The sequence below is a fragment of the Hyphomicrobium sp. 01T421 genome, assembly GCF_056398805.1.
Window position 1 is genome coordinate 153,694 of the sequence record NZ_JBFTQC010000002.1, and the last position, 22,714, is coordinate 176,407.

The 22,714-nt window shown below is 61.0% G+C and carries 22 protein-coding genes; 16 read left to right on the forward strand and 6 right to left on the reverse strand.

Annotated features, from left to right (window positions below; genetic code table 11):
- The first annotated feature begins 10 nt into the window (after nucleotides 1-10).
- The 15 genes from AC1DK3_RS14995 (at nucleotide 11) to pnp (ending at nucleotide 16,936) form a co-directional block, all read left to right on the forward strand.
- The gene (locus AC1DK3_RS14995; RefSeq protein ID WP_477193061.1) at nucleotides 11-1,042 is read left to right on the forward strand and encodes a hemolysin family protein; all 1,032 of its coding nucleotides are present in this window, start codon (nucleotides 11-13) and stop codon (nucleotides 1,040-1,042) included.
- Entirely contained in the window at nucleotides 1,042-2,667 is a 1,626-nt protein-coding gene (gene lnt, locus AC1DK3_RS15000) for an apolipoprotein N-acyltransferase (protein WP_477193062.1), read from the forward strand. Before AC1DK3_RS14995 ends, lnt begins: the two co-directional genes overlap by 1 nt.
- Nucleotides 2,668-2,779: 112 nt before the next feature.
- Nucleotides 2,780-3,247, forward strand: a complete 468-nt coding sequence (locus AC1DK3_RS15005) for a helix-turn-helix domain-containing protein (RefSeq protein WP_477193417.1) — start codon at nucleotides 2,780-2,782, stop codon at nucleotides 3,245-3,247.
- A gap of 214 nt (nucleotides 3,248-3,461) precedes the next feature.
- Nucleotides 3,462-4,667, forward strand: a complete 1,206-nt coding sequence (metK, locus tag AC1DK3_RS15010; protein WP_477193063.1) for a methionine adenosyltransferase — start codon at nucleotides 3,462-3,464, stop codon at nucleotides 4,665-4,667.
- 172 nt (nucleotides 4,668-4,839) lie between these two features.
- Nucleotides 4,840-5,424 (forward strand): tRNA (guanosine(46)-N7)-methyltransferase TrmB, encoded by a 585-nt coding sequence (gene trmB, locus AC1DK3_RS15015; protein ID WP_477193064.1) that lies wholly within the window; start codon nucleotides 4,840-4,842, stop codon nucleotides 5,422-5,424.
- Between the two features lie 125 nt (nucleotides 5,425-5,549).
- Nucleotides 5,550-6,188 (forward strand): ribosome maturation factor RimP, encoded by a 639-nt coding sequence (gene rimP / locus AC1DK3_RS15020; RefSeq protein ID WP_477193065.1) that lies wholly within the window; start codon nucleotides 5,550-5,552, stop codon nucleotides 6,186-6,188.
- A 4-nt stretch (nucleotides 6,189-6,192) separates the two neighbouring features.
- A complete protein-coding gene (gene nusA / locus AC1DK3_RS15025; protein WP_477193066.1) occupies nucleotides 6,193-7,845 on the forward strand; it encodes a transcription termination factor NusA in 1,653 nt (550 codons plus the stop codon).
- A 33-nt stretch (nucleotides 7,846-7,878) separates the two neighbouring features.
- Nucleotides 7,879-8,571 carry an RNA-binding protein gene (locus tag AC1DK3_RS15030; protein WP_477193067.1) on the forward strand — a complete coding sequence of 231 codons (693 nt, stop codon included), beginning with the start codon at nucleotides 7,879-7,881 and terminating at the stop codon, nucleotides 8,569-8,571.
- An 18-nt stretch (nucleotides 8,572-8,589) separates the two neighbouring features.
- Entirely contained in the window at nucleotides 8,590-11,361 is a 2,772-nt protein-coding gene (infB, locus tag AC1DK3_RS15035; protein ID WP_477193068.1) for a translation initiation factor IF-2, read from the forward strand.
- 145 nt (nucleotides 11,362-11,506) lie between these two features.
- On the forward strand, nucleotides 11,507-12,037 hold the full coding sequence (locus AC1DK3_RS15040) for a hypothetical protein (RefSeq protein ID WP_477193069.1): 531 nt from the start codon (nucleotides 11,507-11,509) through the stop codon (nucleotides 12,035-12,037).
- 101 nt (nucleotides 12,038-12,138) lie between these two features.
- The gene (locus tag AC1DK3_RS15045; protein ID WP_477193070.1) at nucleotides 12,139-12,690 is read left to right on the forward strand and encodes a YcxB family protein; all 552 of its coding nucleotides are present in this window, start codon (nucleotides 12,139-12,141) and stop codon (nucleotides 12,688-12,690) included.
- A 15-nt stretch (nucleotides 12,691-12,705) separates the two neighbouring features.
- Nucleotides 12,706-13,110 carry a 30S ribosome-binding factor RbfA gene (gene rbfA, locus AC1DK3_RS15050; protein ID WP_477193071.1) on the forward strand — a complete coding sequence of 135 codons (405 nt, stop codon included), beginning with the start codon at nucleotides 12,706-12,708 and terminating at the stop codon, nucleotides 13,108-13,110.
- Between the two features lie 44 nt (nucleotides 13,111-13,154).
- Nucleotides 13,155-14,075 carry a tRNA pseudouridine(55) synthase TruB gene (gene truB / locus AC1DK3_RS15055; RefSeq protein WP_477193072.1) on the forward strand — a complete coding sequence of 307 codons (921 nt, stop codon included), beginning with the start codon at nucleotides 13,155-13,157 and terminating at the stop codon, nucleotides 14,073-14,075.
- Between the two features lie 200 nt (nucleotides 14,076-14,275).
- Complete coding sequence (gene rpsO, locus AC1DK3_RS15060; protein WP_477193073.1) at nucleotides 14,276-14,557, forward strand: 30S ribosomal protein S15; 282 nt, start codon at nucleotides 14,276-14,278, stop codon at nucleotides 14,555-14,557.
- A 171-nt stretch (nucleotides 14,558-14,728) separates the two neighbouring features.
- Entirely contained in the window at nucleotides 14,729-16,936 is a 2,208-nt protein-coding gene (gene pnp / locus AC1DK3_RS15065) for a polyribonucleotide nucleotidyltransferase (RefSeq protein ID WP_477193074.1), read from the forward strand.
- Nucleotides 16,937-17,027: 91 nt separating this feature from the next.
- Here pnp and AC1DK3_RS15070 read toward each other — a convergent pair whose 3' ends face one another.
- The 5 genes from AC1DK3_RS15070 to fabA form a co-directional block, all read right to left on the reverse strand.
- Nucleotides 17,028-17,288 carry a hypothetical protein gene (locus AC1DK3_RS15070; RefSeq protein ID WP_477193075.1) on the reverse strand — a complete coding sequence of 87 codons (261 nt, stop codon included), beginning with the start codon at nucleotides 17,286-17,288 and terminating at the stop codon, nucleotides 17,028-17,030.
- Between the two features lie 134 nt (nucleotides 17,289-17,422).
- Nucleotides 17,423-18,268 carry a glutamate racemase gene (locus tag AC1DK3_RS15075; RefSeq protein WP_477193076.1) on the reverse strand — a complete coding sequence of 282 codons (846 nt, stop codon included), beginning with the start codon at nucleotides 18,266-18,268 and terminating at the stop codon, nucleotides 17,423-17,425.
- Between the two features lie 50 nt (nucleotides 18,269-18,318).
- Nucleotides 18,319-19,188 (reverse strand): enoyl-ACP reductase FabI, encoded by an 870-nt coding sequence (gene fabI / locus AC1DK3_RS15080; protein WP_477193077.1) that lies wholly within the window; start codon nucleotides 19,186-19,188, stop codon nucleotides 18,319-18,321.
- A 134-nt stretch (nucleotides 19,189-19,322) separates the two neighbouring features.
- On the reverse strand, nucleotides 19,323-20,555 hold the full coding sequence (gene fabB / locus AC1DK3_RS15085; protein ID WP_477193078.1) for a beta-ketoacyl-ACP synthase I: 1,233 nt from the start codon (nucleotides 20,553-20,555) through the stop codon (nucleotides 19,323-19,325).
- Between the two features lie 66 nt (nucleotides 20,556-20,621).
- Nucleotides 20,622-21,146: a 3-hydroxyacyl-[acyl-carrier-protein] dehydratase FabA gene (fabA, locus tag AC1DK3_RS15090; RefSeq protein ID WP_477193079.1), complete on the reverse strand. Its 525-nt coding sequence runs from the start codon at nucleotides 21,144-21,146 to the stop codon at nucleotides 20,622-20,624.
- A gap of 275 nt (nucleotides 21,147-21,421) precedes the next feature.
- Between fabA and irrA the strand changes: the two genes are divergently transcribed.
- On the forward strand, nucleotides 21,422-21,859 hold the full coding sequence (gene irrA, locus AC1DK3_RS15095) for an iron response transcriptional regulator IrrA (RefSeq protein ID WP_477193080.1): 438 nt from the start codon (nucleotides 21,422-21,424) through the stop codon (nucleotides 21,857-21,859).
- A gap of 65 nt (nucleotides 21,860-21,924) precedes the next feature.
- Here irrA and AC1DK3_RS15100 read toward each other — a convergent pair whose 3' ends face one another.
- Nucleotides 21,925-22,482, reverse strand: a complete 558-nt coding sequence (locus AC1DK3_RS15100; RefSeq protein ID WP_477193081.1) for an SH3 domain-containing protein — start codon at nucleotides 22,480-22,482, stop codon at nucleotides 21,925-21,927.
- Between the last annotated feature and the right edge of the window lie 232 nt (nucleotides 22,483-22,714).

Genomic DNA, 22,714 nt, shown 5'->3' on the forward strand with positions numbered 1-22,714 from the left:
ACTCCCACCCATGGCCATGACCGACAACACACAGCATAAGACAGTGTCCGACACCCTAGACGGCGACAGTCGATCCTTCGGTCCGCACGGCTGGCTCCAGACGGTTCGCGCCAAGCTTGGCCTTGTGGTGCCCCAGAACGTCCGCGACGCGCTCGAGGGCGCACTCAAGACCGGCACTTCGGCGAACTTCACCGACGCCGAACGCAAAATGCTCGAACGGCTCCTGCGCTTCGGCTCGAGCCGGGTCGCGTCGCTGATGATCCCGCGCGCAGATATCACCGCCCTCGATGAGGACGAGCCGATCTCCGAGCTCCTTCAGACATTCAACGAAGCGGGCGTCTCGCGCATACCACTGTTCCGCGAAACGCTCGACGATCCGCGCGGCATGATTCACATCAAGGATGTGCTTCGCTGGTTGATGGCGGAAGCGACGGGGCAGCCCGTCAAAAATGCCAAAACCGACCCGGAGGCTGAGAAGCCCGCGGCTCATCTGTTCGATCTGAGAAGCGTCGATCTCAGCCGTCCCATCACGTCGGTCAAGATACGCCGGCAGATCCTGTATGTGCCGCCATCGATGCCCGCCGTCGATCTGCTCATCCGCATGCAGTCGACGCGCATCCACATGGCCCTCGTCGTCGACGAGTACGGCGGCACCGATGGCCTCGTCACGATCGAGGATCTGATCGAACAGGTCGTCGGCAACATCGAGGACGAGCACGATGATGATGAGGAAACCAACATCGTCGTCGATCCGAAGCTCGGCATCGTCGCGGTCGCCCGCACGCCGATAGAAGAGCTTGAGAAGCATCTCGGCGTGAAGCTGGTGCCCGATGACGAAGAGACCGAAGTCGATACGATCGGCGGTTTGATCTTCTCGATGCTGGGGCGCGTCCCCGCCCGCGGCGAACTCATCCGTCACCCGACAGGTGTCGAGTTCGAAGTGCTCGACGCCGATCCCCGGCGCGTGAAAAAACTCAAGGTCCATCCGCCGCGCGCGCCCGTCACCAACACGAAGTCGTTGCCTGAAACGCCGAAGGCGTAATGGACGCCACAATCGCAAATCCGCGAGCGATCTTGGGCATTCGCGCCAGGATAATGGCGCTTCGCGGCTGGCGGCGAATGCTCGCAGCCTTCGTTGCCGGCGGCCTTTCGGCACTCTCGTTCGCGCCGATTTTTGCTTTCCCGATTCTCTTCCTGACGTTGCCCGTCTTCGTCTGGCTCATCGACGGCAGCACCAATCGGCGTCGCGCATTCACGGCGGGTTGGGCGTTCGGCTTCGGCTATTTCTTTTTCAATCTTTTCTGGATTGGCGAAGCTTTCCTTGTGGAAGCCGACAAGTTTGCATGGCTCTTGCCGTTCGCGGTGACGCTTTTGCCCGCGGGGCTTGCGCTGTTCTGGGGTCTCGCCGCCGCCGCCGCGCGCGTCTTCTGGTGCGAAGGCATCGGCCGCGTTTTCGTCTTCGCCATAACATTTGCCGTAGCCGAATGGCTGCGTGGACATATCCTGACCGGGTTCCCCTGGGACCTCGTTGGTTATGCGCTGACCTACCCTCTGCCACTGATGCAGAGCGCGGCGCTCTTCGGCGCCTATGGACTGACAGCGATCGCGCTATTCGTGTTTCCGGCACCGCTCGTTGCACTCGGCGACAGCCGCGGCCCGCTTTCGCTGCGGAAGATCGTTGACGCCACAGCGATCGCAGCAGTGCCCATCGGCCTCCTCTTCGCGTACGGCCTCTGGCGATTGGAGGCGCCGCCAGCGTTTGTCCCTCACGTTATGCTCCGGATCGTTCAGCCGAGCGTTCCCCAGCGCGAAAAATGGATGTCGGAATATCAGCGCCGCATCTTCGACGATCACATCGCGCTCTCGCTCGAAAACCCGGCGGGAGAGAAGGATTCGCTGCACGGCATCACGCACCTCATCTGGCCGGAAGCGGCCATGCCCTTCTTCCCGCTGGAGGCGCCCGCTGCCCTCGACATTCTGGCGAATATCCTGCCTCCGGGAACGACGCTCATCACCGGCGCCCTTCGCCACGACCCGTCACCTGCCCCCGGCACGGCCGCGGCACCCGATGCCCGGGCGCTGAACAGCATCCTGGTCTTGAACGAGCGCGCCGAACCGCTGGCGACTTACGACAAGATCAATTTGGTCCCGTTCGGCGAATATGTGCCCTTCGAGGCCGCGCTTTCCAAGGTCGGCATCCAAAAGCTCACCCAGGGCCGCGGTTCATTCGGGGTCGGCCGGGAGCCCCGGCCCCTGATGACGATCCCGGGCCTTCCGCCCACGTTGGGCCTCGTCTGCTACGAGGCCCTCTTTCCAGGAAACATCGTCCAGGGAAGCCAGAGGCCGGGCGTTCTGATGAACGTCACGAACGACGGCTGGTTCGGCGAATCGACCGGCCCCTACCAGCATTTCCACCAGTCGCGCATTCGCGCCGTAGAGGAGGGCGTACCCCTCGTAAGGGCCGCGAATAATGGCATTTCCAGCGTCGTCGACCCCTATGGACGCGCGCTCCAATCGCTGGGATTGAACGTGCGGGGTCAGATCGATAGCGCCCTGCCGGAGGCCATATCTCCACCCCTCTACGCAAGGCTTGGCGACTGGACCTTAGCTCTCATTCTGGCAGCGTTTGCAGGGGCCGCTTTCCGATTTCGGAAAAATGGCCGTTAATCAAAGTGTTGAAGTCAACTTGTCGCGGAGGCGGTCAAACATTGACGCCCGTCTCCCGTGCACCTAGGAAGTGCAGAGCCTTTCTCGATGGGAACTGGTGGCTGTACGCGTGATGGTGAACGAAATATCTATCGAAGACGACACAAGCGAAGAAACGCCGAAAGGTTCTCGTCGCGCTAATCCGATGGACGTCCATGTCGGCTCACGCGTGAGACTGCGGCGCATGCTTCTCGGGATGAGCCAGGAGAAACTTGGCGAGCATCTCGGTCTCACATTCCAGCAAGTTCAAAAATACGAGAAGGGCGTCAACCGCATCGGCGCGAGCCGGCTGTTCGATCTCGCCCGCGTTCTCGGCGTACCGGTGCAGTTCTTCTATGACGAGGCGCCGCTGGGCGCCCACGCTGCAAGCGTTCAGATGCCAGGCTTTGCTGAGACCCAGCCCGACGAGAGCTATGTCGTCGACTTTCTTGGCACGCGCGAAGGGCTCGAACTGAACAAAGCCTTCGCGCGTATCACCGAACCGAAGGTGCGCCGCTCGATCGTCGACCTCGTTCGCGCACTGGCCGGCGAAGAAAGCTGAAGCGAAGCTTGAGCACTTCGATATTCGGCTGAGCCTCCAGTTTGGCAGAAGGGTCGCTAGGTCGCGGCCTGTTTGGCGCGCGGACGCACGCGCTGGCTTGACCGAATCCACCAAGATTGCGACAAACCGGCGCTTTTCAAGCGGCCGGCATCGCCGACATTGAAGACATCTGGCAACGATCGCCGAGACCTAATTTCTCAACACGGGGGCCACAGTGGCGCGCAAGTCCTTCCTATTCACGAGTGAATCCGTCTCTGAAGGTCACCCGGACAAAGTCTGCGATCGCATTTCCGACGAGGTCGTCGACGCGTTCTATCGCGAAGGCGCCAAGGAAGGTCTCGACCCCTGGGGCATCCGCGCCGCGTGCGAAACGATGGCGACCACAAATCGCGTCATCATCGCCGGTGAATCGCGCGGCCCCAAAGGCGTGACCGTCGCCGCCATCCAGGACCTGACGCGCAAAGCCATCAAGGACATCGGCTACGAGCAGGAAGGCTTCCACTGGGCGAACTGCAACATCGAAGTTCTGTTGCATTCCCAGTCGGCCGATATCGCAGCTGGCGTCGACGCCAAGCAGCCGACGAACCAGGAAGAAGGTGCGGGCGACCAGGGCATCATGTTCGGCTACGCCTGCAACGAGACGCCGGAATTGATGCCGGCGCCGATCTACTACGCACACAAAATTTTGCGCGACCTCTCGACCGCCCGCAAAGCCAAACAGGGCGATGCCGCCAAGCTCGGCCCGGATGCCAAGAGCCAGGTCACCGTTCGCTATGAAAACGGCAAGCCCGTCGGCGTCACACAGATCGTCGTTTCGCACCAGCATGTCGTCGAAGATCTGACCTCGCGCCAAGTTCGCGAGATCGTCGAGCCTTTCGTCCGCGCGGCGCTCCCCGACAGTTGGATCGGAAAAGACACCGAATGGCACATCAACCCCACCGGAAAATTCTTCATCGGCGGCCCTGATGGCGACACTGGGCTCACCGGCCGCAAGATCATCGTCGACACCTACGGCGGCGCAGCGCCCCACGGCGGCGGCGCATTCTCGGGTAAAGATCCGACGAAGGTTGACCGCTCGGCAGCGTACGCTGCGCGCTATCTCGCGAAGAACGTCGTTGCGTCAGGCATCGCTGACCGCTGCACGATCCAGCTGTCGTATGCGATCGGCGTCGCCAAGCCTCTGTCGATTTATGTCGATACCTACGGCACGAGCAAAATCGATGAAGCCGTGATCGAGAAGGTGCTCGGCGAAGTCATGGATCTGACGCCTCGCGGCATTCGCAGCCATCTCGATCTCAACAAGCCGATCTATTCCCGGACATCCGCGTACGGCCATTTCGGCCGCCCGGCCGAAGCGGACGGCGGCTTCTCGTGGGAGAAAACCGACCTCGCCGCCAAGATCGCAAAGGCCGTTTCCTGACGCGAACGAGCCACGATACGGGCCTGGGCCTGTGAGATTCAAAGGCGGCTGCGCAAACGGCCGCCTTTCCTTTTTGATGTGATGTAACCCGCAAATGCCGGCCGACGACCACGAATTGAGATCATTTGGACGAAGGCGGGGGCGAAAGCCGAGCGCGCGCCAAGCTTCCCTATTGAGCGAAGATCTGCCCCGGTTTTCGTTCGACCCGGTGAAGCCGCCGGAAGGCTTCCGGCAGCATTGGCTCGAAATCGGCTTCGGCGGCGGTGAGCACCTTCTCTGGCAGGCCCGCCAGAACCGCGACGTTGCGCTGATCGGCTGCGAACCCTTCGAGGACGGCGTCATAAAGGTCTTGACTGCCGTCACCTCCGAAAACTTGGAGAACGTGCGCGTACACATGGGCGACGTGCGCGAAATTCTGAAGTCCGTCGCCCCGAACTCGATCGATCGCGCCTTTATCCTCTTCCCCGACCCCTGGCCGAAGCGAAAGCATCGAAAGCGCCGGCTGGTTAATTCTTCCCTGCTGAAACTTTTAGCACGCGTCATGCGGCCGGGCGCCGAACTGCGCATCGGCACCGATATCGGCGACTATGCCCGCACGATGCTTGAGGCTTTTGCGACGGAACCGGCCTTTGCATGGCAGGCAGCGACCCCCGCGGACTGGCGTGACCGCCCGCTCGACTGGCCGGAAACGCGCTACGAGGCAAAGGCGGTGCGGGAAGGCCGTCGGCGCTATTATTTCCGTTTTCTACGTCGATAGCGGCAACCGAGCCTTGCACAAAGGCGAAATCTCGCCTATTTAGCAGTCATTCCAATAACACGTCGATCCGATAGAGAGTGGACCGCAAGGCCCGCTCCGGACGAACTTTAAACTCGGGAACGCCATTGCAGGATACCATCGCCAATAGCTCGGCTCAGCCGTCGGAACAGGATTCCGATACCAGCCGCTTTCTGCGCGAGACAGGTCTTGCAGCAGACGTTGCAGCTGTTGTCGAACCCGTTCTCGAAGATCTCGGCTTCCGGTTGGTCCGCGTGAAGATTCAGGGCGAGGGCCGTGACCGCACCGTCCAGCTCATGGCGGAACGCCCCGACGGCTCGATCAACGTCGATGACTGCGAAGCGATCTCGAAAGCTCTTTCGCCGGTGCTCGATGTCAACGACCCGGTCTCTGGCGCATATCGTCTTGAAGTTTCATCGCCTGGCATCGACCGCCCGCTCGTTCGCCCGAGCGACTTCGAAGATTGGTCGGGTCACGAAGCCAAGATTGAGCTCAATGAAGCGATCGAAGGTCGTAAAAGGTTCAAGGGCGTGCTCGAAGGTTTCGAGGACGGCGAAGTCCGGATCAAAACCGATACCGGCGAGCATGGCGTTCAGCACCTCGGCCTGCCGGTTCATTTGATATCCGACGCCAAACTTGTTCTGACGGACGAACTTATTCGCGAAGCACTACAGCGCGCCAAAGAGCGCCATTCCATTCGGCCCGGTGACGGCGCCGAACTCGACGAAGACGACCTGGAGGATTGACCCTATGGCCATGGCAGGCATCAGTGCCAACCGGCTCGAGCTTCTGCAAATTGCAGATGCCGTCGCCCGCGAAAAGACGATCGACAAAAAGATTGTCATCGAGGCGATGGAAGACGCCATCCAGAAGGCCGCGAAGTCGCGCTACGGCGCCGAGAACGATATCCGCTGCGAGATCGACCCGAAGACCGGCGAAGCAAAGCTGACCCGCGTCCTCGCCGTCGTCGACGAAGTCGAGAACGACGCGACGCAGATCAACGTCCAGGACGCCAAGAAGCGCAACCCGGATGCCAAAGCCGGCGACATGATCGCCGAAACGCTGCCCCCGCTGGAATTCGGCCGCGTAGCTGCCCAGAATGCCAAGCAGGTCATCGTCCAGAAGGTCCGCGAAGCCGAACGTGACCGCCAGTTCTCCGAATACAAGGACCGCAGCGGCGACGTCATCAACGGCACCGTGAAGCGTGTTGAATACGGCAACGTCATCGTCGATCTCGGCCGCGCCGAAGGCATCATCCGTCGCGACGAAATGATCCCGCGCGAAAACGTCCGCCTGGGCGATCGCATCCGCGCTTTCATCTACGAGGTCCGCCGCGAACAGCGCGGCCCGCAAATCTTTCTGACGCGCGCACGCCCCGAATTCATGTCGATGCTGTTCCGCGCCGAAGTCCCCGAGATCTACGACGGCGTCGTCGAGATCAAGTCGGTTGCCCGCGATCCGGGAAGCCGCGCGAAAATCGCAGTGATCTCGAAGGATTCCTCCATCGATCCCGTCGGCGCTTGCGTCGGTATGCGCGGTGCTCGCGTGCAGGCCGTTGTGAACGAGCTGCAGGGCGAGAAGGTCGACATCATCCAATGGAACCCGGACGCGGCGAGCTTCATCGTCAACGCTCTCGCGCCCGCTGAAGTCACCAAGGTCGTTCTCGACGAAGATTCAAATCGCATCGAGGTCGTCGTTCCTGAAGCCCAGCTCTCGCTCGCGATCGGCCGCCGTGGCCAGAACGTGCGGCTCGCCTCGCAATTGACCGGCTGGGACATCGACATTCTGACCGAGCAGGAAGAGAGCGAACGCCGGCAGAAGGAATTCGCCGAGCGTACTCAGCTTCTCATGGATTCGCTCGACGTCGACGAGGTCATCGCCCAGCTTCTCGTGACCGAGGGCTTCGCGACGATCGAAGAAGTCGCTTACGTCGATATCGCCGAAATCGCGCATATCGAAGGCTTCGACGAGAACACGGCCGAGCAGATTCAAAGCCGCGCCCGCGAATATCTCGAGCAGCAGGAAGCCGATCGCGATGCGAAGCGCCGTGAGCTTGGCGTCGCCGACGAGTTGGCCGAGATCCCTGGCATCACCACCGCGATGATGGTTGCGCTCGGTGAAAACGGCATCAAGACCGTCGAAGATTTCGCCGACTGCGCGACCGATGAACTCATCGGCTGGACCGAGCGCAAGAAGGACAAGGACAAAGAGAAGGACAAAGACGGCGACTCGCGCCACGCGGGCTTCCTCGACGGATTCGAGCTGTCGCGGACCGACGTCGAAAACATGATCATGGCGGCTCGCGTCCACGCGGGCTGGATCAAAGCTGAAGATCTCGAAAAGCCCGCTGGCGACGACGAAACCGAAGCTGCCGATACCGGTAGCGTCGGCGTCGAAAGCTAACGGGAATGTCCGGAGAGGCAACAAACAGGCGTGATGGCAAAACGGCAAAATCGGCCTACGCGGGATCGGACGGAGCAAGGCTCCGTCCCGGGTTCCGAGCGGTTGTGCGCCGTCACGCGCCGAGCCCTTGATCCGGAAAACCTGATCCGCTTCGCTTTGTCGCCGGACGGCGTAATCGTCCCGGATCTCGACCGGCGTTTGCCGGGCCGCGGCGTCTGGGTTGGCTGCGAACGGGGCCTGATCGAAAAGGCTGTTTCGACACACGCCTTTTCAAAAAGCCTTAAAATGAAGGCCGAAGCCCCGGTAGATCTTGCAGAACGAGTAGATGATCTTATCGTTAAGCGCGTTGCGGGAATGTTGTCCCTCGCCAATAAAGCGGGCAACGTTATCGCTGGATTTGAAAAAATTTATGCCGCGCTCGAGAAGAAGCCAGTAAGAGCGATACTCCATGGCTCCGATGCGGCCTTGGACGGACGAAGTAAAATTGATCGAAAATACAAGGCCATTCAGGCCAGCCGGGGTGCTCACGCCGCAATTGTCGATGTTCTGACCATTGCGCAAATGAGCTTGGCCATTGGCCGCGGAAGTGTGGTACATGCTGCCCTCACACCCGGAGGACTGTCGGATCGGTTTCTGGAAGAAGCGGAGCGGCTTCTGCGCTACCGGTCTTCTGCGATTGAGGCCACCCCAGTGGCCGCCGGCGAAATTTCTGAACTATCTAGCTGAAGGCTGAACGGATAACGCATGACGGATTCGAACGACCAGACCGATAAGACCATCCGGGTCGGAGCGCGCAAGCCGCTGTCGCTGCAGCGAACGGTCGAGTCTGGCCATGTGCGGCAGAACTTCAGCCACGGGCGGTCCAAATCCGTCGTGGTCGAGAAAAAGAAAACACGCCGGCTCGGCGGCGAAGCAGAGCCGAACACACCGGCAGCGACCGAAACGATCGAGCGGCCTACTCCGCCCTCAAGAGTTCCGCCGCCGTCGCCCCAGAATCAGCCGAATGCAAACGAGCGGTCCGCTGGCCGCGTTCTTTCGAACGAGGAACGCGCCGCTCGCGAGCGCGCGCTTGCTGCCGCACGCGCCGACGAACCAAATCGCGCCGCCGAAGTCGAGCCGATCCGTTTCGAGCCGGTTCCGCGTCCGCCCGAGCCGCAACCCCGCGCCGAGGCTCCGGCCCAGCCGGCACCAAGCGCGCCCGCACCCGCCGCCGCTGCACCGCCTCCTGCGGCAGCGACTGCACCTTCGCAGCCCGCGTCGCCGGCGCCGTCCGCACCGGTTGCGCGCGACCACAACGCTCCGCAGCGTGAATATCGTCGCGACTCCGGTCCGTCGTCATCGCCGCGCGGAGAGGGTGGCCGTCCGCCATTCCAAAGAACGCCGAATCGTCCGTCGGCCAACACGGCATTCATGCCGCGTGGTGAAGCCGGTCGCCCGCGCGAAATCGAGCTGCCGGCACCGGCACGCCGCGGTGCTCCCGCTGCAGATTCGACGACGATCGAGAAGCCGACGCGTCCCGTACGCCCGCCCGTTGTTCGTCAGCAGGCCGAAGAAGACGATCGCGGCAAGCGCGGCCCCGGCGGCGTGAAAATCGCGCGTCCGGCCGTCAAGGTTCAGGACGACGGCCGTCAGCGTCAGAAGCTCACGATCACGAACTTCGATCGCGAAGCCCAGGTTCGCTCGCTCGCCTCTCTCAAGCGCAAGCGCGAGAAAGAAAAGCTCAAGGCGATGGGTATTCAGCAGACCCGCGAGAAAATCTCGCGCGAGGTCATCATTCCTGAGGCCATCACGCTCCAGGAATTGTCGAACCGTATGGCCGAGCGCGCCGTCGATCTCATCAAGTATATGATGCAGCAAGGCGCGATGCACAAAATCACCGACGTCCTGGACGCGGATACGGCCGAGCTCATCGTTCAAGAGTTCGGTCATACGCCGAAGCGCGTCTCGGAAGCCGACGTCGAAATCGGTTTCGTCGGCGGCAAGGAAGGCGACGAAATCGCGCTCGAACATCGCGCCCCGGTCGTCACGATCATGGGCCACGTCGATCACGGCAAGACGTCGTTGCTCGACGCGATCCGCTCGACGAACGTCGTGTCCGGTGAAGCCGGTGGCATCACCCAGCACATCGGCGCTTATCAGGTGACGGCGCCGAACGGCGACAAGATCACGTTCATTGACACGCCCGGCCACGAGGCCTTCACGGCCATGCGTGCACGCGGTGCGAAGGTGACCGACATCGTCGTGCTCGTCGTCGCAGCCGATGACGGCGTCATGCCCCAGACGGTCGAGGCGATCAATCACGCCAAGTCCGCCAAGGTGCCGATCATCGTCGCGATCAACAAGATCGACAAGCCGCAGGCCGACCCGAACCGCGTCCGCACCGAACTGCTTTCGCACGAGATCGTCGTCGAAAGCATGGGCGGCGACACGCTCGAAATTCCGGTGTCCGCGCTGAAGCGCACCAACCTCGACAAGTTGTTGGAAGCGATCCATCTGCAGGCGGAAATTCTCGACCTTCGTGCCAACCCGGCGCGTACGGCTGAAGGCGTCGTTATCGAAGCGAAGCTTGAACGCGGTCGTGGCCCCGTCGGCACCGTTCTCGTTCAACGCGGCACGCTGCACGTCGGCGACATCATCGTGGCCGGCATGGCGTGGGGACGCGTCCGCGCGCTTCTCAATGCCCAGGGCGGCAATATCCCGACGGCCGGACCTTCGGTTCCCGTCGAAGTGTTGGGCTTCGACTCGGCACCCGAAGCCGGCGATCAGTTCGCCGTTGTCGAGAACGAGGCACGTGCCCGCGAGATCACCGACTATCGCGTCAGAAAGCGTCGCGAGACGCTCGGCTCGGCCGGTACGAAGAGCTCGCTCGAGCAGATGATGCAGCAGCTCAAGGACGCTGGCCGGAAGGAATTCCCGCTGGTCGTCAAGGGCGACGTGCAGGGCTCGCTCGAAGCCATCGTTGGGGCTTTGAAGAAAGTCGGCAACGAAGAAGTCGAAGCTCGCCTCGTGCATTCGGGCGTCGGTGGCATCACCGAATCCGATATCGCACTGGCAGCTGCGGCGAAGGCCGTCGTCATCGGCTTCAACGTCCGCGCCAACGCGCAGGCGAAGCAGGCAGCCGATGCCCAGGGCGTCGAGATCCGTTATTACAACATCATCTACGATCTCGTGGATGAGGTTAAGGCGGCGATGTCGGGTCTTCTGGCTCCGACGAAGCGCGAAATCTTCCTTGGCTACGCCACGATCAAGCAGGTCTTCACCATCACGAAGGCTGGCAAGGTCGCCGGTTGCGTGGTCACCGAAGGCAAGGTCGAGCGCGGCGCCAAGGTTCGCCTGCTGCGCGACAACGTCGTCATTCACGAAGGCACGCTTGCGATCCTCAAGCGCTTCAAGGACGACGTCAAAGAAGTCACCGCCGGTCAGGAATGCGGTATGTCCTTCGCGAACTACCAGGACATCCGCGAAGGCGACCAGATCGAGTGCTTCCAGGTCGAGACGATTGCCAGAACGCTCTAATCGTCCACGTATGCAGCTCGCGCGGGATCTTCCCGCGCGGCGTTGCTTCGTTGGCCGGCATGCTTGCTTCGCTCTCTGAGCCGAAGTGTTTGTTCAATTCGAATGAAAGAGGCCGCGCGCGGTCCCATCCCGCGCCGGACAGAGAATGAAATATCACGCGTCGTACGTATACGATCTTGCAGTCTTCGAGGCTCTTCATAGAGCGGTGTACGGGCGCAAAATCTTTTACATCTGGTGGCCGCTGATTGTATTTCTCGTGCCTTCAATTTGTAACGCGGTGCCTGCGTATTTTCAGCAGACGCCCGTTACCGTTGAGCAGATTGCTTTCGACATCGTGGGATTCCCACTGTTGCTTGGCGTGGTGGCCTATTACTTTTTACGGTTTTTTTCCCCTCGGATTTCTTTCAAAAGTTGTCCGACCGCGGGGAAAAAACTTGATTTCACTATAGACGGTGAGGGGCTGTCGACCTTCCGCGACGACGGCGCAAGAGAGCATTGGCCCTGGACCGCGCTCCACGGCATCACGCATCTCGAAGACGGAAGCGCATCGATTGTCTGGATGGCGCAAAACGGCGGATTTGTTCTGCCCAAGCCCGCGTTTTCTTCACCTGATGCCTACCAGGCCGCACGCGAATTCATCGAGGAAAAGTTCGGTGGCAACGGATACAAAAAATAAAGGACAGAGCCCGTCGCAGCGAATGCTGCACATCGGTGAACTCGTCAGACACAAGCGTAGTGGAATGCTCGCGCGCGGTCCCATCCTGCGGCGGTCGGAACATGACAGATCAGACGATTAAGCTGCCTCTGCGGCTGACATTCCGCCTGACGCGCGATGATATCGCAGCGTACGAGCGTCTGCCGCGCGAATTCACGCGATCCAGCACGCTTGCATTCTTTGCAACGATCTTCGCTTGCGGCATGGCGCTCGCGATTTTCGACGAGCAACTCGAACGCTTCGTCCCGGAGACGCTCGCGGGATACAACCATATCATTTTTTCGGTCATCGCCGGGGCGATCGGCTTCGCGGCATTCAGCCTTGCGCTGACGTTGCTCTCGTATTGGCGCATCGCACAGGCTGAGTATCCCCCCGAGGATACGGAAATCGAAATCTCGGAAGACAATTTGAAAATCAGCGACGGCCGGCCGGCGCGAATTCTCGAATGGAACAGCATCGCCCGCGTAATTGACGCGCGCGCGCATGTGTTTCTGTGCCTAACACCGCGAAACGCGGTCATCGTGCCGCTACGCGCCTTTCATTCGGTTGCTGACATGCGCGCGTTCGCCGATTTATCAGAAGCGCTATCGCGCGGAGCCGACGGCGATGCCTAAGCGAGGAAAATAACAATGCGATCCAAGAGCAAAACAGCATCCGCGAAAGCGCCTTCGCAGCGCATGCTGCGCATCGGCGAGCTTATCCGGCATAAACTCTCGGAGCTGCTCTCGCGTGGCGAGATCCACGACGACGTTCTGGCATCGCACGTCATCACCATCCCCGAGGTTCGTCTCACGCAGGATCTGAAGCTCGCGACGGTTTACGTCATGCCGCTGGGCGGTAACGACGTGCGGCCGGTCATCCAGGCCCTGGCCAAACACAAGAAGTTCATCCGGACCGAAGTCGCAGCGGCGCTGAACCTGCGTTACGCGCCCGATCTCCGCTTCCGCGAAGACGAAACATTCGAGGAAGCAACGCGTATCGATCGCCTTCTCGACAGTGAACGAGTTCGGCGCGACGTCGAAAAAAAAGATTGAACCTTCTCTCCCATTCCTGATGGGAAGAAGCATTGAGAGAAAAGATGGCACGACGCAAAAAAGGTAACGCCGTTAACGGCTGGCTGGTCCTCGACAAGCCGATCAACATGACATCGACGCAGGCCGTCGCCGCTGTGCGACGCGCGTTCAACGCCCAGAAGGCCGGGCACTCGGGAACGTTAGATCCGCTGGCGACAGGCATTCTTCCGATCGCACTCGGCGAAGGAACGAAGACCGTCTCGTTCGCAGTCGACGGCGAAAAGGCCTACCGCTTCACGGTTCGCTGGGGCGCCGAAACCGACACCGACGATACCGAAGGCAAGATCACGAAGTCGAGCGACGACCGTCCGGCACGCGCCGACATCGAAGCGCTGTTGCCGCGCTTCCACGGCGAGATCATGCAGGAGCCGCCCGCTTATTCTGCGATCAAGATCGCCGGTGAGCGTGCCTATGACCTTGCACGCAGCGGCGAGACGGTCGTGCTCGAGCCGCGCCCTGTCTTCATCGACAGCCTGACACTCGTCGAAATGCCCGATGAAGCGACAAGCGTGTTCGAAGCCCGCTGTGGTAAAGGCACCTATGTGCGTGCGCTCGCGCGGGACATGGGCCGTATCATGGGTTGCTACGGCCACGTTATCGCGCTGCGCCGGACGCAGGTCGGTCCGTTCGACGAAGGCCGCGCGGTGGCGTTGGAAACGCTCCTCGCAGCCGCCGAGTCGGGCGATCCCGATGAGGTGTTGAAATACCTTCTTCCCGTCGAGTCGGCGCTCGCCGATCTGCCGGAGCTGCTCGTCTCGCAGAGCGATGCAGCAACACTTGCACGAGGCCAGACCGTTTTGATCCGCGGCCGCGACGCCCCGATCATGTCGGGCCCCGCCTACGCCACGTCCAAGGGCCGGCTTGTCGCGCTCGGAGAACTCGCCAAGGGCGCCCTGCACCCGACACGCGTCTTCAATCTCGGATAGCCAAAGGTCAAATCGGCTTAACGTATTGAAGACACTTGAGGATTTATGCTCGAATTGAAACTCGCCTTTGGCGGGCATTCGTGTATAAGTAGCCAATCCGCGCGGGCCTCGTTTCCGCGCGGCTTTCGTTTGCGACCCCGCTGGACGACATCCCGGCTGGCGCCGCTTGATCTAAACTCCAAATCCGAAAGGAGAATTCGATGTCGCAGGTAGCACCACACAGGCGTGTGGCGAAGACGGCCGTCATCAAAGATAGCGCAACCAAGGCCAACGACACCGGCTCGCCGGAAGTTCAGATCGCCGTGCTCACGCATCGCATCAACGAGCTGACCGACCACTTCAAGATGCATAAAAAAGACAACCACTCGCGCCGCGGCCTTCTCAAGATGGTCAGCCAGCGCCGGCAGTTGCTTGACTACGTCAAGGCCAAGGACAACGCTCGCTACCAGAAGATCATCGAGAAGAACGGCATCCGCCGTTAATTCGCGCGCTCATTTCAGCGCTTCAGTCAGGACAGGCCGATGGCCAGTCACACGAATCGATAAACAAGAAAGCCGCTGGCGCTCACGAGCGCCGGCCGCCAATAGCGCTCGTCCGGCATGAGGCCGGCGGGCTGACCGACCGAACAGAAAAGCGAAAACGAAAGATTGAACATGTTTGATATCCATCGCGTCGAAATTGATTGGGGTGGCCGCAAGCTGAAGCTCGAGACCGGCCACTACGCCCGCCAGGCGGATGCTGCAGTCATGGCGCAGTACGGCGATACGACTGTGCTGGCGACCGTTGTCGGCGCCCGGTCTGCAAAGCCCGGTATCGATTTCTTCCCGCTGACCGTGAATTATCAGGAACGCACTTACGCCGCCGGCAAGATCCCTGGCGGCTACTTCAAGCGCGAAGGCCGCCCGAGCGAGAAAGAGACGCTGACGTCTCGCCTGATCGACCGTCCGATCCGCCCGCTCTTCGTCCAAGGCTTCAAGAACGAAACGCAGGTTGTTGTAACCGTCCTCTCGCACGACCTCGAGAACGATCCCGACATCCTCGGCATGGTCGCGGCCTCAGCCGCGTTGACGCTTTCCGGCTTGCCCTTCCTCGGCCCCATTGCCGGCGCGCGCGTCGGCCTGATCAACGGCGAGTTCGTACTGAACCCGATGGTCGATGAGATGAAGGACAGCGTCCTCGATCTCGTCGTCGCCGGCACGAACGACGCGGTGATGATGGTCGAATCGGAAGCCAAGGAGCTGCCCGAGTCGCAAATGCTCGAAGCCGTGATGTTCGGCCACAAGCACATGCAGCCGGTCATTCAGGCGATCATCAAGCTCGCCGAGAAGGCCGCCAAGGAACCGTGGGACATCAAGATCCCCGACAAGGCGAAGTACGCGCCTCAGGTCAAGACCATCGCCGAAGCGACCCTCAAGGAAGCGTTCTCGACGAAGGAAAAAGGCAAGCGCCAGGATCTCGTTTCCCAGGCGAAGAAGCAGATCACCGAAGGCGTTTCCATTCCGCCCGACAGCCCCGATGAGAAGGTTCTTCTCACCGACGCGTTCAAGTCGCTCGAGATGGACATCATGCGCGGCGACGTCCTGAAGACGAAGCGGCGCATCGACGGACGCGACCTGAAGACGGTTCGCCCGATCCTTTCGGAAGTTCATGTCCTTCCGCGCACGCACGGTTCGGCGCTCTTCACACGTGGCGAGACGCAGGCGCTTGTCGTCGCGACGCTCGGCACCGGCGAAGACGAGCAGTACGTCGACAGCCTCGAAGGCACGAAGAAAGAGCGCTTCCTGCTCCATTACAACTTCCCTCCATACTCGGTCGGCGAAGTTGGCCGTATGGGTTCACCCGGCCGCCGCGAAATCGGCCACGGTAAGCTTGCTTGGCGAGCCATCCGTCCGATGCTGCCGCCGCCGGAAGAGTTCCCATACACGCTGCGCGTCGTCTCGGAGATCACCGAGTCGAACGGCTCCTCGTCGATGGCAACGGTCTGCGGTACGTCTCTCGCTCTGATGGACGCCGGCGTGCCGTTGAAATCGCCGGTCGCTGGTATCGCGATGGGTCTGATCAAGGAAGGCGACGACTACGTCGTTCTTTCCGACATCCTTGGCGACGAAGATCACCTCGGCGACATGGACTTCAAGGTGGCCGGCACCGATAAGGGTGTCACGTCGCTGCAGATGGACATCAAGATCACCGGCATCACCGAAGAGATCATGCGGATCGCCCTCGATCAGGCGCAGGAGGGTCGTCTCCACATCCTCGGCGAAATGTCGAAGGCGCTGACGGGTGCTCGCACCGAGCTCGGCGAATACGCGCCGCGCATCGAAACCATCAAGATCCCGGTCGACAAGATCCGCGAAGTCATCGGCTCCGGCGGTTCGGTCATCCGCGAGATCGTCGCCGAGTCGGGCGCCAAGATCGACATCGAGGACGACGGCACGGTGAAAATCGCGTCGGCCAATCGTGACTCGATCGACAAGGCGCTCGCCCGCATTCGTGGCATCACGTCCGAGCCTGAGGTCGGCCAGATCTACAAGGGCAAGGTCGTGAAGATCATGGAGTTCGGCGCATTCGTGAACTTCTTCGGCTCGAAGGACGGCCTCGTCCACATTTCGCAGCTGTCTCAGGGACGTCCTGAGACCGTCGGCGAAGTCGTGAAGGAAGGCCAGGACGTTTACGTGAAACTTCTGGGCTTCGACGATCGCGGCAAGACGCGCCTGTCGATGAAGATCATCGATCAGGCAACCGGTCAGGAAATCCCGCGCGCCGAAGGCGAGCCGGAAGAGGTCTTCGAGAGCCGTCCGCCCCGCCGTGAAGGTGGACGCGGTGGCGATCGCTCGCGCGGTCCGCGTCGCGAACGCAACTAAGGCGTCGCTCGTCTAGAATTGATAAAGCCGCCGGATCATCGATCCGGCGGCTTTTTTAATGGTCGCGAGTGTCTCGACTGAGACGATGCAATCAATACCACCAGCACTTGCCGTGCTTGCAGACGTGGTTCGTGCATTGGACGCGGCCGATGCCTTTGACATGCTTGTGCCAGCCGTTCAGACCCTTACGGCAGGTCCGGTGCCAGAAGTGCGCTTGTTCGACAGTGGACTGAGCGGCCCCGACGCCCTTCAGCGCGCCAAGAGATCCGCCTGTCGCTGCAATGCCTTGTGACGCAGCTGACAACACGCCCACCACCACCATCGCTGCCACGAGCGAAAGCTTTCGAGCCATTCGGCTACTCCTCTCCCCTGGAGGCAAAGCCTCCTGCCAAGTTTTACGGGGCGACGCTAGCAGGAGAGGATAATGACCGCCATCGGATCAGTGACGGCGGAGAAGCTATGCCGTGTCTGCGTTGCAACTCGGCGTCAGGCTTTCGCGAAATGCGGCACCTCTGGCCAGAAAACGCGTGCTTTTTCACTCACTTCGTCCGGATCACCGGTTGTCAACAACGTCAGCGTACCGCCTTCGCCACCGTCCAGGTAATTCGTTCTGCGCGCGAGATAGTCTTCGAAGCTGTCGGCCACGACCTCGGGCTGCGAAAGAATACGCGTGAACGGTGGGAGATATTTCCTGAACAAAGGTTCGACGAGCGGAAAGTGCGTGCACCCAAGGATCGCGCGATGCGGCGGCAAATTTCCGGTCTGACCGAGAAGGCCATCGACGCCATCGCGGACCAGCACATCGAGCTCCGCCAGCGGACGTTTGTTCTCGATTGCGCCCGCAAGCTCCGAGCAGATCTGCTGGACGACCGTAACCTTCGGACAGCGCTTGCGGATCTCTTCCGCATAGACGCCGGATGAGATCGTACGCGTCGTCCCGAACACGCCGATGGTGTCGGTATTGTACTTCTGCGGATATTGCGGCGACGTCACCGCCCACGGCGTCTGCGTTGCAGCCTCGACGGTCGGAGCGACGATGCCGAGCACGTTGTGTGCGCCCGCCCACTTGCTCTCCGGCAGCCACTGTTGCTGCAAGCGCCGGAGCGCCACGGCCGTCGCCGTGTTGCAGCCGAGAAGCGCGAGCTTGGCCCCGCGCGCGAACAATTGCTCTACGCAATCACGGGTAAAATCGACGATGTCTTCCGAGGGTCTGTCGCCGTAGGGGACGTGCGCGTGATCGGCGAGATAGACGAAATCGACGGTCTTGAATCGCTCGACGAGCGCTCGAAGGACGGTCAACCCGCCAAGACCTGAATCAAATACCCCGATCATGGCCGCAGTGTTTGCGACGCCCGCTGGCGAACGTCAACGGCCGCCAAATGTCACTCCGCAGCGGCCGAGGGCGAACGGCTGGCCGTCTTGGCCTCGGTGTCGTGCTCCTTGAGGCCTTCGAGCGACGGCATCGACACGGTGTTATAGCCGCAATCGACAAAATGAACTTCGCCGGTAACCGCGCCGGACATCGGCGACAGCAGATAGAGCGCGGAGCCTGCAACCTCGTCGAGTGTCGGCGTGCGCTGCAGCGGCGAGTTATCGCGCTGGAAATTGAAGATCACGCGCGCATCGGAAACACCGGCGCCCGAAAGCGTGCGCATGGGGCCAGCGGAAACCGCGTTGACGCGAACGCCCTGCGGTCCGAGATCGGCAGCAAGATAACGGACGGATGCTTCGAGCGCGGCCTTCGCAACGCCCATAACGTTATAGGACGGCACCCAGCGCGTCGCGCCGCCGTAAGAGAGCGTGATCAGCGAGCCGCCGTTCGGCATCAACGCTGCAGCGCGCTTCGAGATTTCGGTGAAGGAGAAGCACGAGATCACCATCGAGTTGATGAAATTCTCGCGGGTCGTATCGGCGTAGCGTCCTGCAAGTTCCTTCGGATCGGAATAGGCGAGCGCGTGAACGACGAAATCGATGCCGCCCCATTCTTCCTTGATGCGCGCGAAGACATTGTCGACGCTCGCAAGATCGAGGACGTTGCATTCCTCGATGATTTTCGAACCGAGCGATTGCGCGAGAGGCAGCGCCCGGCGGCCGAATGCGCCGCCCTGATACGTGAAGGCGAGTTCGGCGCCTTGGCCCGCAAGAGCGCGCGCAATTCCCCAAGCGATCGACCTATCGTTGGCGACCCCCATTACAAGACCGCGCTTGCCCGCCATCAAAGGGCCAGGCTTTGCGATATCGAAGTCGGTCATAGGAAGCCTCGTTTTGTCACCAAAGGTACGCCCGCGTACGTCAAACCAGCCGGCACCGCGCTTATATACTCTCATAGCCCTCTACCGTCCGCCGCTACGCACTTCCTAGCGGCGACCAGGAAAGCTTTCGTTACTCACGCATCATGCCGGCGGAAAATCAGAGTGGCATTTGTGCCGCCAAAACCGAAGCTGTTCGACATCACACAGTTAAGTTCCGCGTTGTCTATACGCTTCAGAGCGATTGGCATATCGGCGAAGGCCGGGTCAAGCTCGTCGATATTGGCGCTCTCGCAGATGAAACCGTTATTCATCATCAGAAGCGAGAAAATCGCCTCCTGTACACCGATCGCGCCGAGCGAATGCCCAGTTAACGATTTCGTCGCCGAGATGACCGGTGCCTTGCTGCCGAACACCTTGCGAATAGCCTCGATCTCTTTCGCGTCACCAACGGGCGTGCCCGTTCCGTGCGGATTGAGATAATCGATTTCGGGCAAACCATTACCGTCGAATCCTTTGAGCGCCAAGCGCATGCAGCGCTCCGCACCCTCGCCCGACGGTGCGACCATGTCGTAACCATCGGACGTCGCGCCGTAGCCTGCGATCTCCGCGTAGATCTTGGCGCCACGGGCTTTCGCGTGCTCCAGTTCTTCGAGCACAACGACGCCAGCACCGCCTGCGATGACGAAACCGTCGCGATTCTTGTCGTAGGCACGGCTCGCCCGCGACGGCGTGTCGTTGAAGTGCGTCGACATGGCGCCCATCGCGTCGAAGAGGTTCGACAAGGTCCAATCGAGTTCTTCGCACCCGCCGGCGAACATTACGTCCTGCTTGCCCCACTGAATCATCTCGGCCGCATTGCCGATGCAGTGCGAACTTGTCGCGCAAGCCGATGAAATCGAATAGTTAACGCCCTTGATCTGGAAAGCCGTGGCGAGCGCCGCTGACGGGCCCGAGCACATGGCCTTCGGCACTTCGAACGGCCCGATTTTCTTCGGCCCCCCGGATTCGAGCGTAACTTCAGCTGCCTGAACGATTGCGCGTGTGGACGGTCCGCCCGAACCGACGATGATGCCGGTGCGCTCGTTGACGACGTCAGATGCTTCGAGACCGGAGTCGCGGATGGCTTGATCCATCGCGATCCAGTTCCAGCCGACGCCAGGCCCCATGAAGCGCTTCGGCTTCCGGGGGACCATCGCCTCCCACTCGATTTGTGGGGCTCCGTGGACTTGGCATTTGAAGCCCAACTCGGCGTACTTTTCCGCACGAGAAATACCGGACTTCGCCTCTCTCAACGAAGCGAGAACTTCTTGGGTGTTGTTCCCTATCGAGGACACCACACCCATGCCAGTCACAACTACGCGCCGCATGCGCTCGTTCACTCCTGCGGTTCCTGCTGCCGCCCGCTTTGACAGCCGGGCTCTCTGCGCAAACGCTTAAGAGCCTTCGCTCGACTTGAGTAGGACCCTTAGGTCCTTGGCTGTGTATATCACCTCGCCATCGGCCTTAAGGACGCCGTCGGCCTCTGCGAGCTTCAGCTTCCGGGCAATGACCCGTTTAATGTCTATGACATATTCAAGCAGTTTTACGTCAGGCGTAACTTCGCGCGTGAATTTGACCTCGCCGCAGCCGGATGCCCGGCCCTGGCCCGTGAGACCGAGCCAGCCGAGATAAAATCCCGTCAATTGCCAGAGAGCGTCGAGGCCGAGACATCCCGGCATCACCGGATCGCCCTTGAAATGGCAGGCGAATAGCCAGTCCAGGCGTTCGTTGCCAGCAACTTTAAGCTCGGCGACGATGAGGCCTTTACCGTGTGCGCCACCGGTTTCTGAGATCGTCGCGATGCGATCAACCATAAGCATCGGCGGAAGCGGCAATTGCGCATTCCCCGGGCCGAACAGTTCGCCGCGCCCGCAGGCCAGCAAATCATCAAATTCGAAGCTCGAACGGCGTTCCGCCACTGGTCCCCTCGTTTCATGGCCAACTATGCGGTGTTCGTTCACATTATGCTCCGGGAAGGTCAAGATAAGGGGGTCGTAACATACGCTTGCCCTTGCGCCTAGCAGTGCCGGCCGCTGCGTGTAACAGGGCGTTGACCGGTCTTAAAGACCCATTCTCGCCGTAAGTTGCGGCTTTTAAGGCAAGTGACTATACTCATACGAATTAGGCGCGTTTCGTAGGGACTGACATCATGTTGGTCCAACGTGGGGACGCAATCACGGTTCTGCAAACGCAAATGTCTGACAAATCTCCGGCAAACATGGCAACAGAAGCACCGCTCTCCACGCCAGAGCTCCTGCGAAAAGCGGGTCTCCGGCCGACCCGGCAGCGCATGACGCTCGGCAAGCTGCTGTTCGACGGCGGCGACCGCCACGTGACGGCCGAGCAGCTTCACGCCGAAGTCGCGGGCCTCGGAGAGCACGTCTCCCTTGCGACGGTTTACAACACGCTGCACCAGTTCAAGCGCGCGGGTCTTCTGCGCGAACTGGCGATCGAAGGCTCGAAAGCCTACTTCGACACCAACACATCCAATCACAATCACTTCTTGCTCGAGCCGAACGGCGAGCTGATGGACATCCCCGGCGATGCGATCACCGTCGCCGGCCTCCCCGAGCCGCCCGAAGGCCTCAAGATCACGCACGTCGATGTGGTCGTGCGCCTGACGAAAGCTTGAGACGAAAGAGCTGGGCGTATCGAAAGGCCTGATCGTCTCGCTCGCCGGTTAGCGCAAGTAACGGCCTACTTGAACGTCTCGCCTTCGTAGACGCCCCAAAGCTTTTTCTGCTCGATGTAACCGCTGTATTGGTCGACCGTTACGCGGCACCAGCGCCCGTCGCACATGTGCAGGTCGGCGATGACGCCCGCTTCGACATTCGCGACCACGTTCGTGTGCTCGCTGTCGCTCGCCATGATCGGCACCAGCGGCGGCGAAGTCCCGGTCTTGCGTTCCCAAGGCAGAACGAGGGCCGTTCTCCGGCCCGACAGCAACGACTGCAAAACCCAGCCCGTGGCGCCCTCGGCGTCGCGGACCTGCCGCCAGATCTCGAATTCCTTGATGACTTCCAGAGGAAGTCCGGCACGCCGATAGACCCATGAGGTCGGGTAGTCGGTCCCCGGCCCGTTCCTGAGATTGACCCTGTCAGACTTGAGACTGACGAACCGCGGCACCGGCAAGCCGCTTCCGACGAGCGCCGGCGAATCAGCCGCCACCGCGCGCACGGGCGCGCCGACGGGCGCTCCCAGGGCCAATGCGATTGCTGCAGCTGCGAGGACTACCCCTATGCGCGTTGCCCTCACGCCGGCTATCCTGACCTCTCTGGCCCGAACGCCGGTCGCCCAGCCGCTTCCAAGCGTTAGCCGCAACCCCACCCGCGGCCGGGCGTGTCTATGCTCTAGGAATGATATTGTCATTGAAGCGGCCTGTAACCCCGCGTGTAACCCGCGCTCGGCAAAGAAACCGGCTAGCGTGCCTTCGTGTTAGGCGTCCGCAACTGATTTCAGGACTTTGTCTTCGCGAAGACCATCTGAT

What these genes read in the sequence shown, in the direction of transcription:
- fabI (WP_477193077.1), bottom strand. Translation starts at nt 19,188, where the DNA reads ATGACCGACTTCGATATCGCAAAGCCTGGCCCTTTGATGGCGGGCAAG.
- fabB (WP_477193078.1), bottom strand. Translation starts at nt 20,555, where the DNA reads ATGCGGCGCGTAGTTGTGACTGGCATGGGTGTGGTGTCCTCGATAGGG.
- AC1DK3_RS15075 (WP_477193076.1), bottom strand. Translation starts at nt 18,268, where the DNA reads ATGATCGGGGTATTTGATTCAGGTCTTGGCGGGTTGACCGTCCTTCGA.
- pnp (WP_477193074.1), top strand. Translation starts at nt 14,729, where the DNA reads ATGTTTGATATCCATCGCGTCGAAATTGATTGGGGTGGCCGCAAGCTG.
- rpsO (WP_477193073.1), top strand. Translation starts at nt 14,276, where the DNA reads ATGTCGCAGGTAGCACCACACAGGCGTGTGGCGAAGACGGCCGTCATC.
- truB (WP_477193072.1), top strand. Translation starts at nt 13,155, where the DNA reads ATGGCACGACGCAAAAAAGGTAACGCCGTTAACGGCTGGCTGGTCCTC.
- AC1DK3_RS15045 (WP_477193070.1), top strand. Translation starts at nt 12,139, where the DNA reads ATGACAGATCAGACGATTAAGCTGCCTCTGCGGCTGACATTCCGCCTG.
- infB (WP_477193068.1), top strand. Translation starts at nt 8,590, where the DNA reads ATGACGGATTCGAACGACCAGACCGATAAGACCATCCGGGTCGGAGCG.
- rbfA (WP_477193071.1), top strand. Translation starts at nt 12,706, where the DNA reads ATGCGATCCAAGAGCAAAACAGCATCCGCGAAAGCGCCTTCGCAGCGC.
- nusA (WP_477193066.1), top strand. Translation starts at nt 6,193, where the DNA reads ATGGCCATGGCAGGCATCAGTGCCAACCGGCTCGAGCTTCTGCAAATT.
- AC1DK3_RS15040 (WP_477193069.1), top strand. Translation starts at nt 11,507, where the DNA reads ATGAAATATCACGCGTCGTACGTATACGATCTTGCAGTCTTCGAGGCT.
- AC1DK3_RS15070 (WP_477193075.1), bottom strand. Translation starts at nt 17,288, where the DNA reads ATGGCTCGAAAGCTTTCGCTCGTGGCAGCGATGGTGGTGGTGGGCGTG.
- AC1DK3_RS14995 (WP_477193061.1), top strand. Translation starts at nt 11, where the DNA reads ATGGCCATGACCGACAACACACAGCATAAGACAGTGTCCGACACCCTA.
- AC1DK3_RS15030 (WP_477193067.1), top strand. Translation starts at nt 7,879, where the DNA reads ATGGCAAAACGGCAAAATCGGCCTACGCGGGATCGGACGGAGCAAGGC.
- irrA (WP_477193080.1), top strand. Translation starts at nt 21,422, where the DNA reads ATGTCTGACAAATCTCCGGCAAACATGGCAACAGAAGCACCGCTCTCC.
- AC1DK3_RS15005 (WP_477193417.1), top strand. Translation starts at nt 2,780, where the DNA reads ATGGTGAACGAAATATCTATCGAAGACGACACAAGCGAAGAAACGCCG.
- lnt (WP_477193062.1), top strand. Translation starts at nt 1,042, where the DNA reads ATGGACGCCACAATCGCAAATCCGCGAGCGATCTTGGGCATTCGCGCC.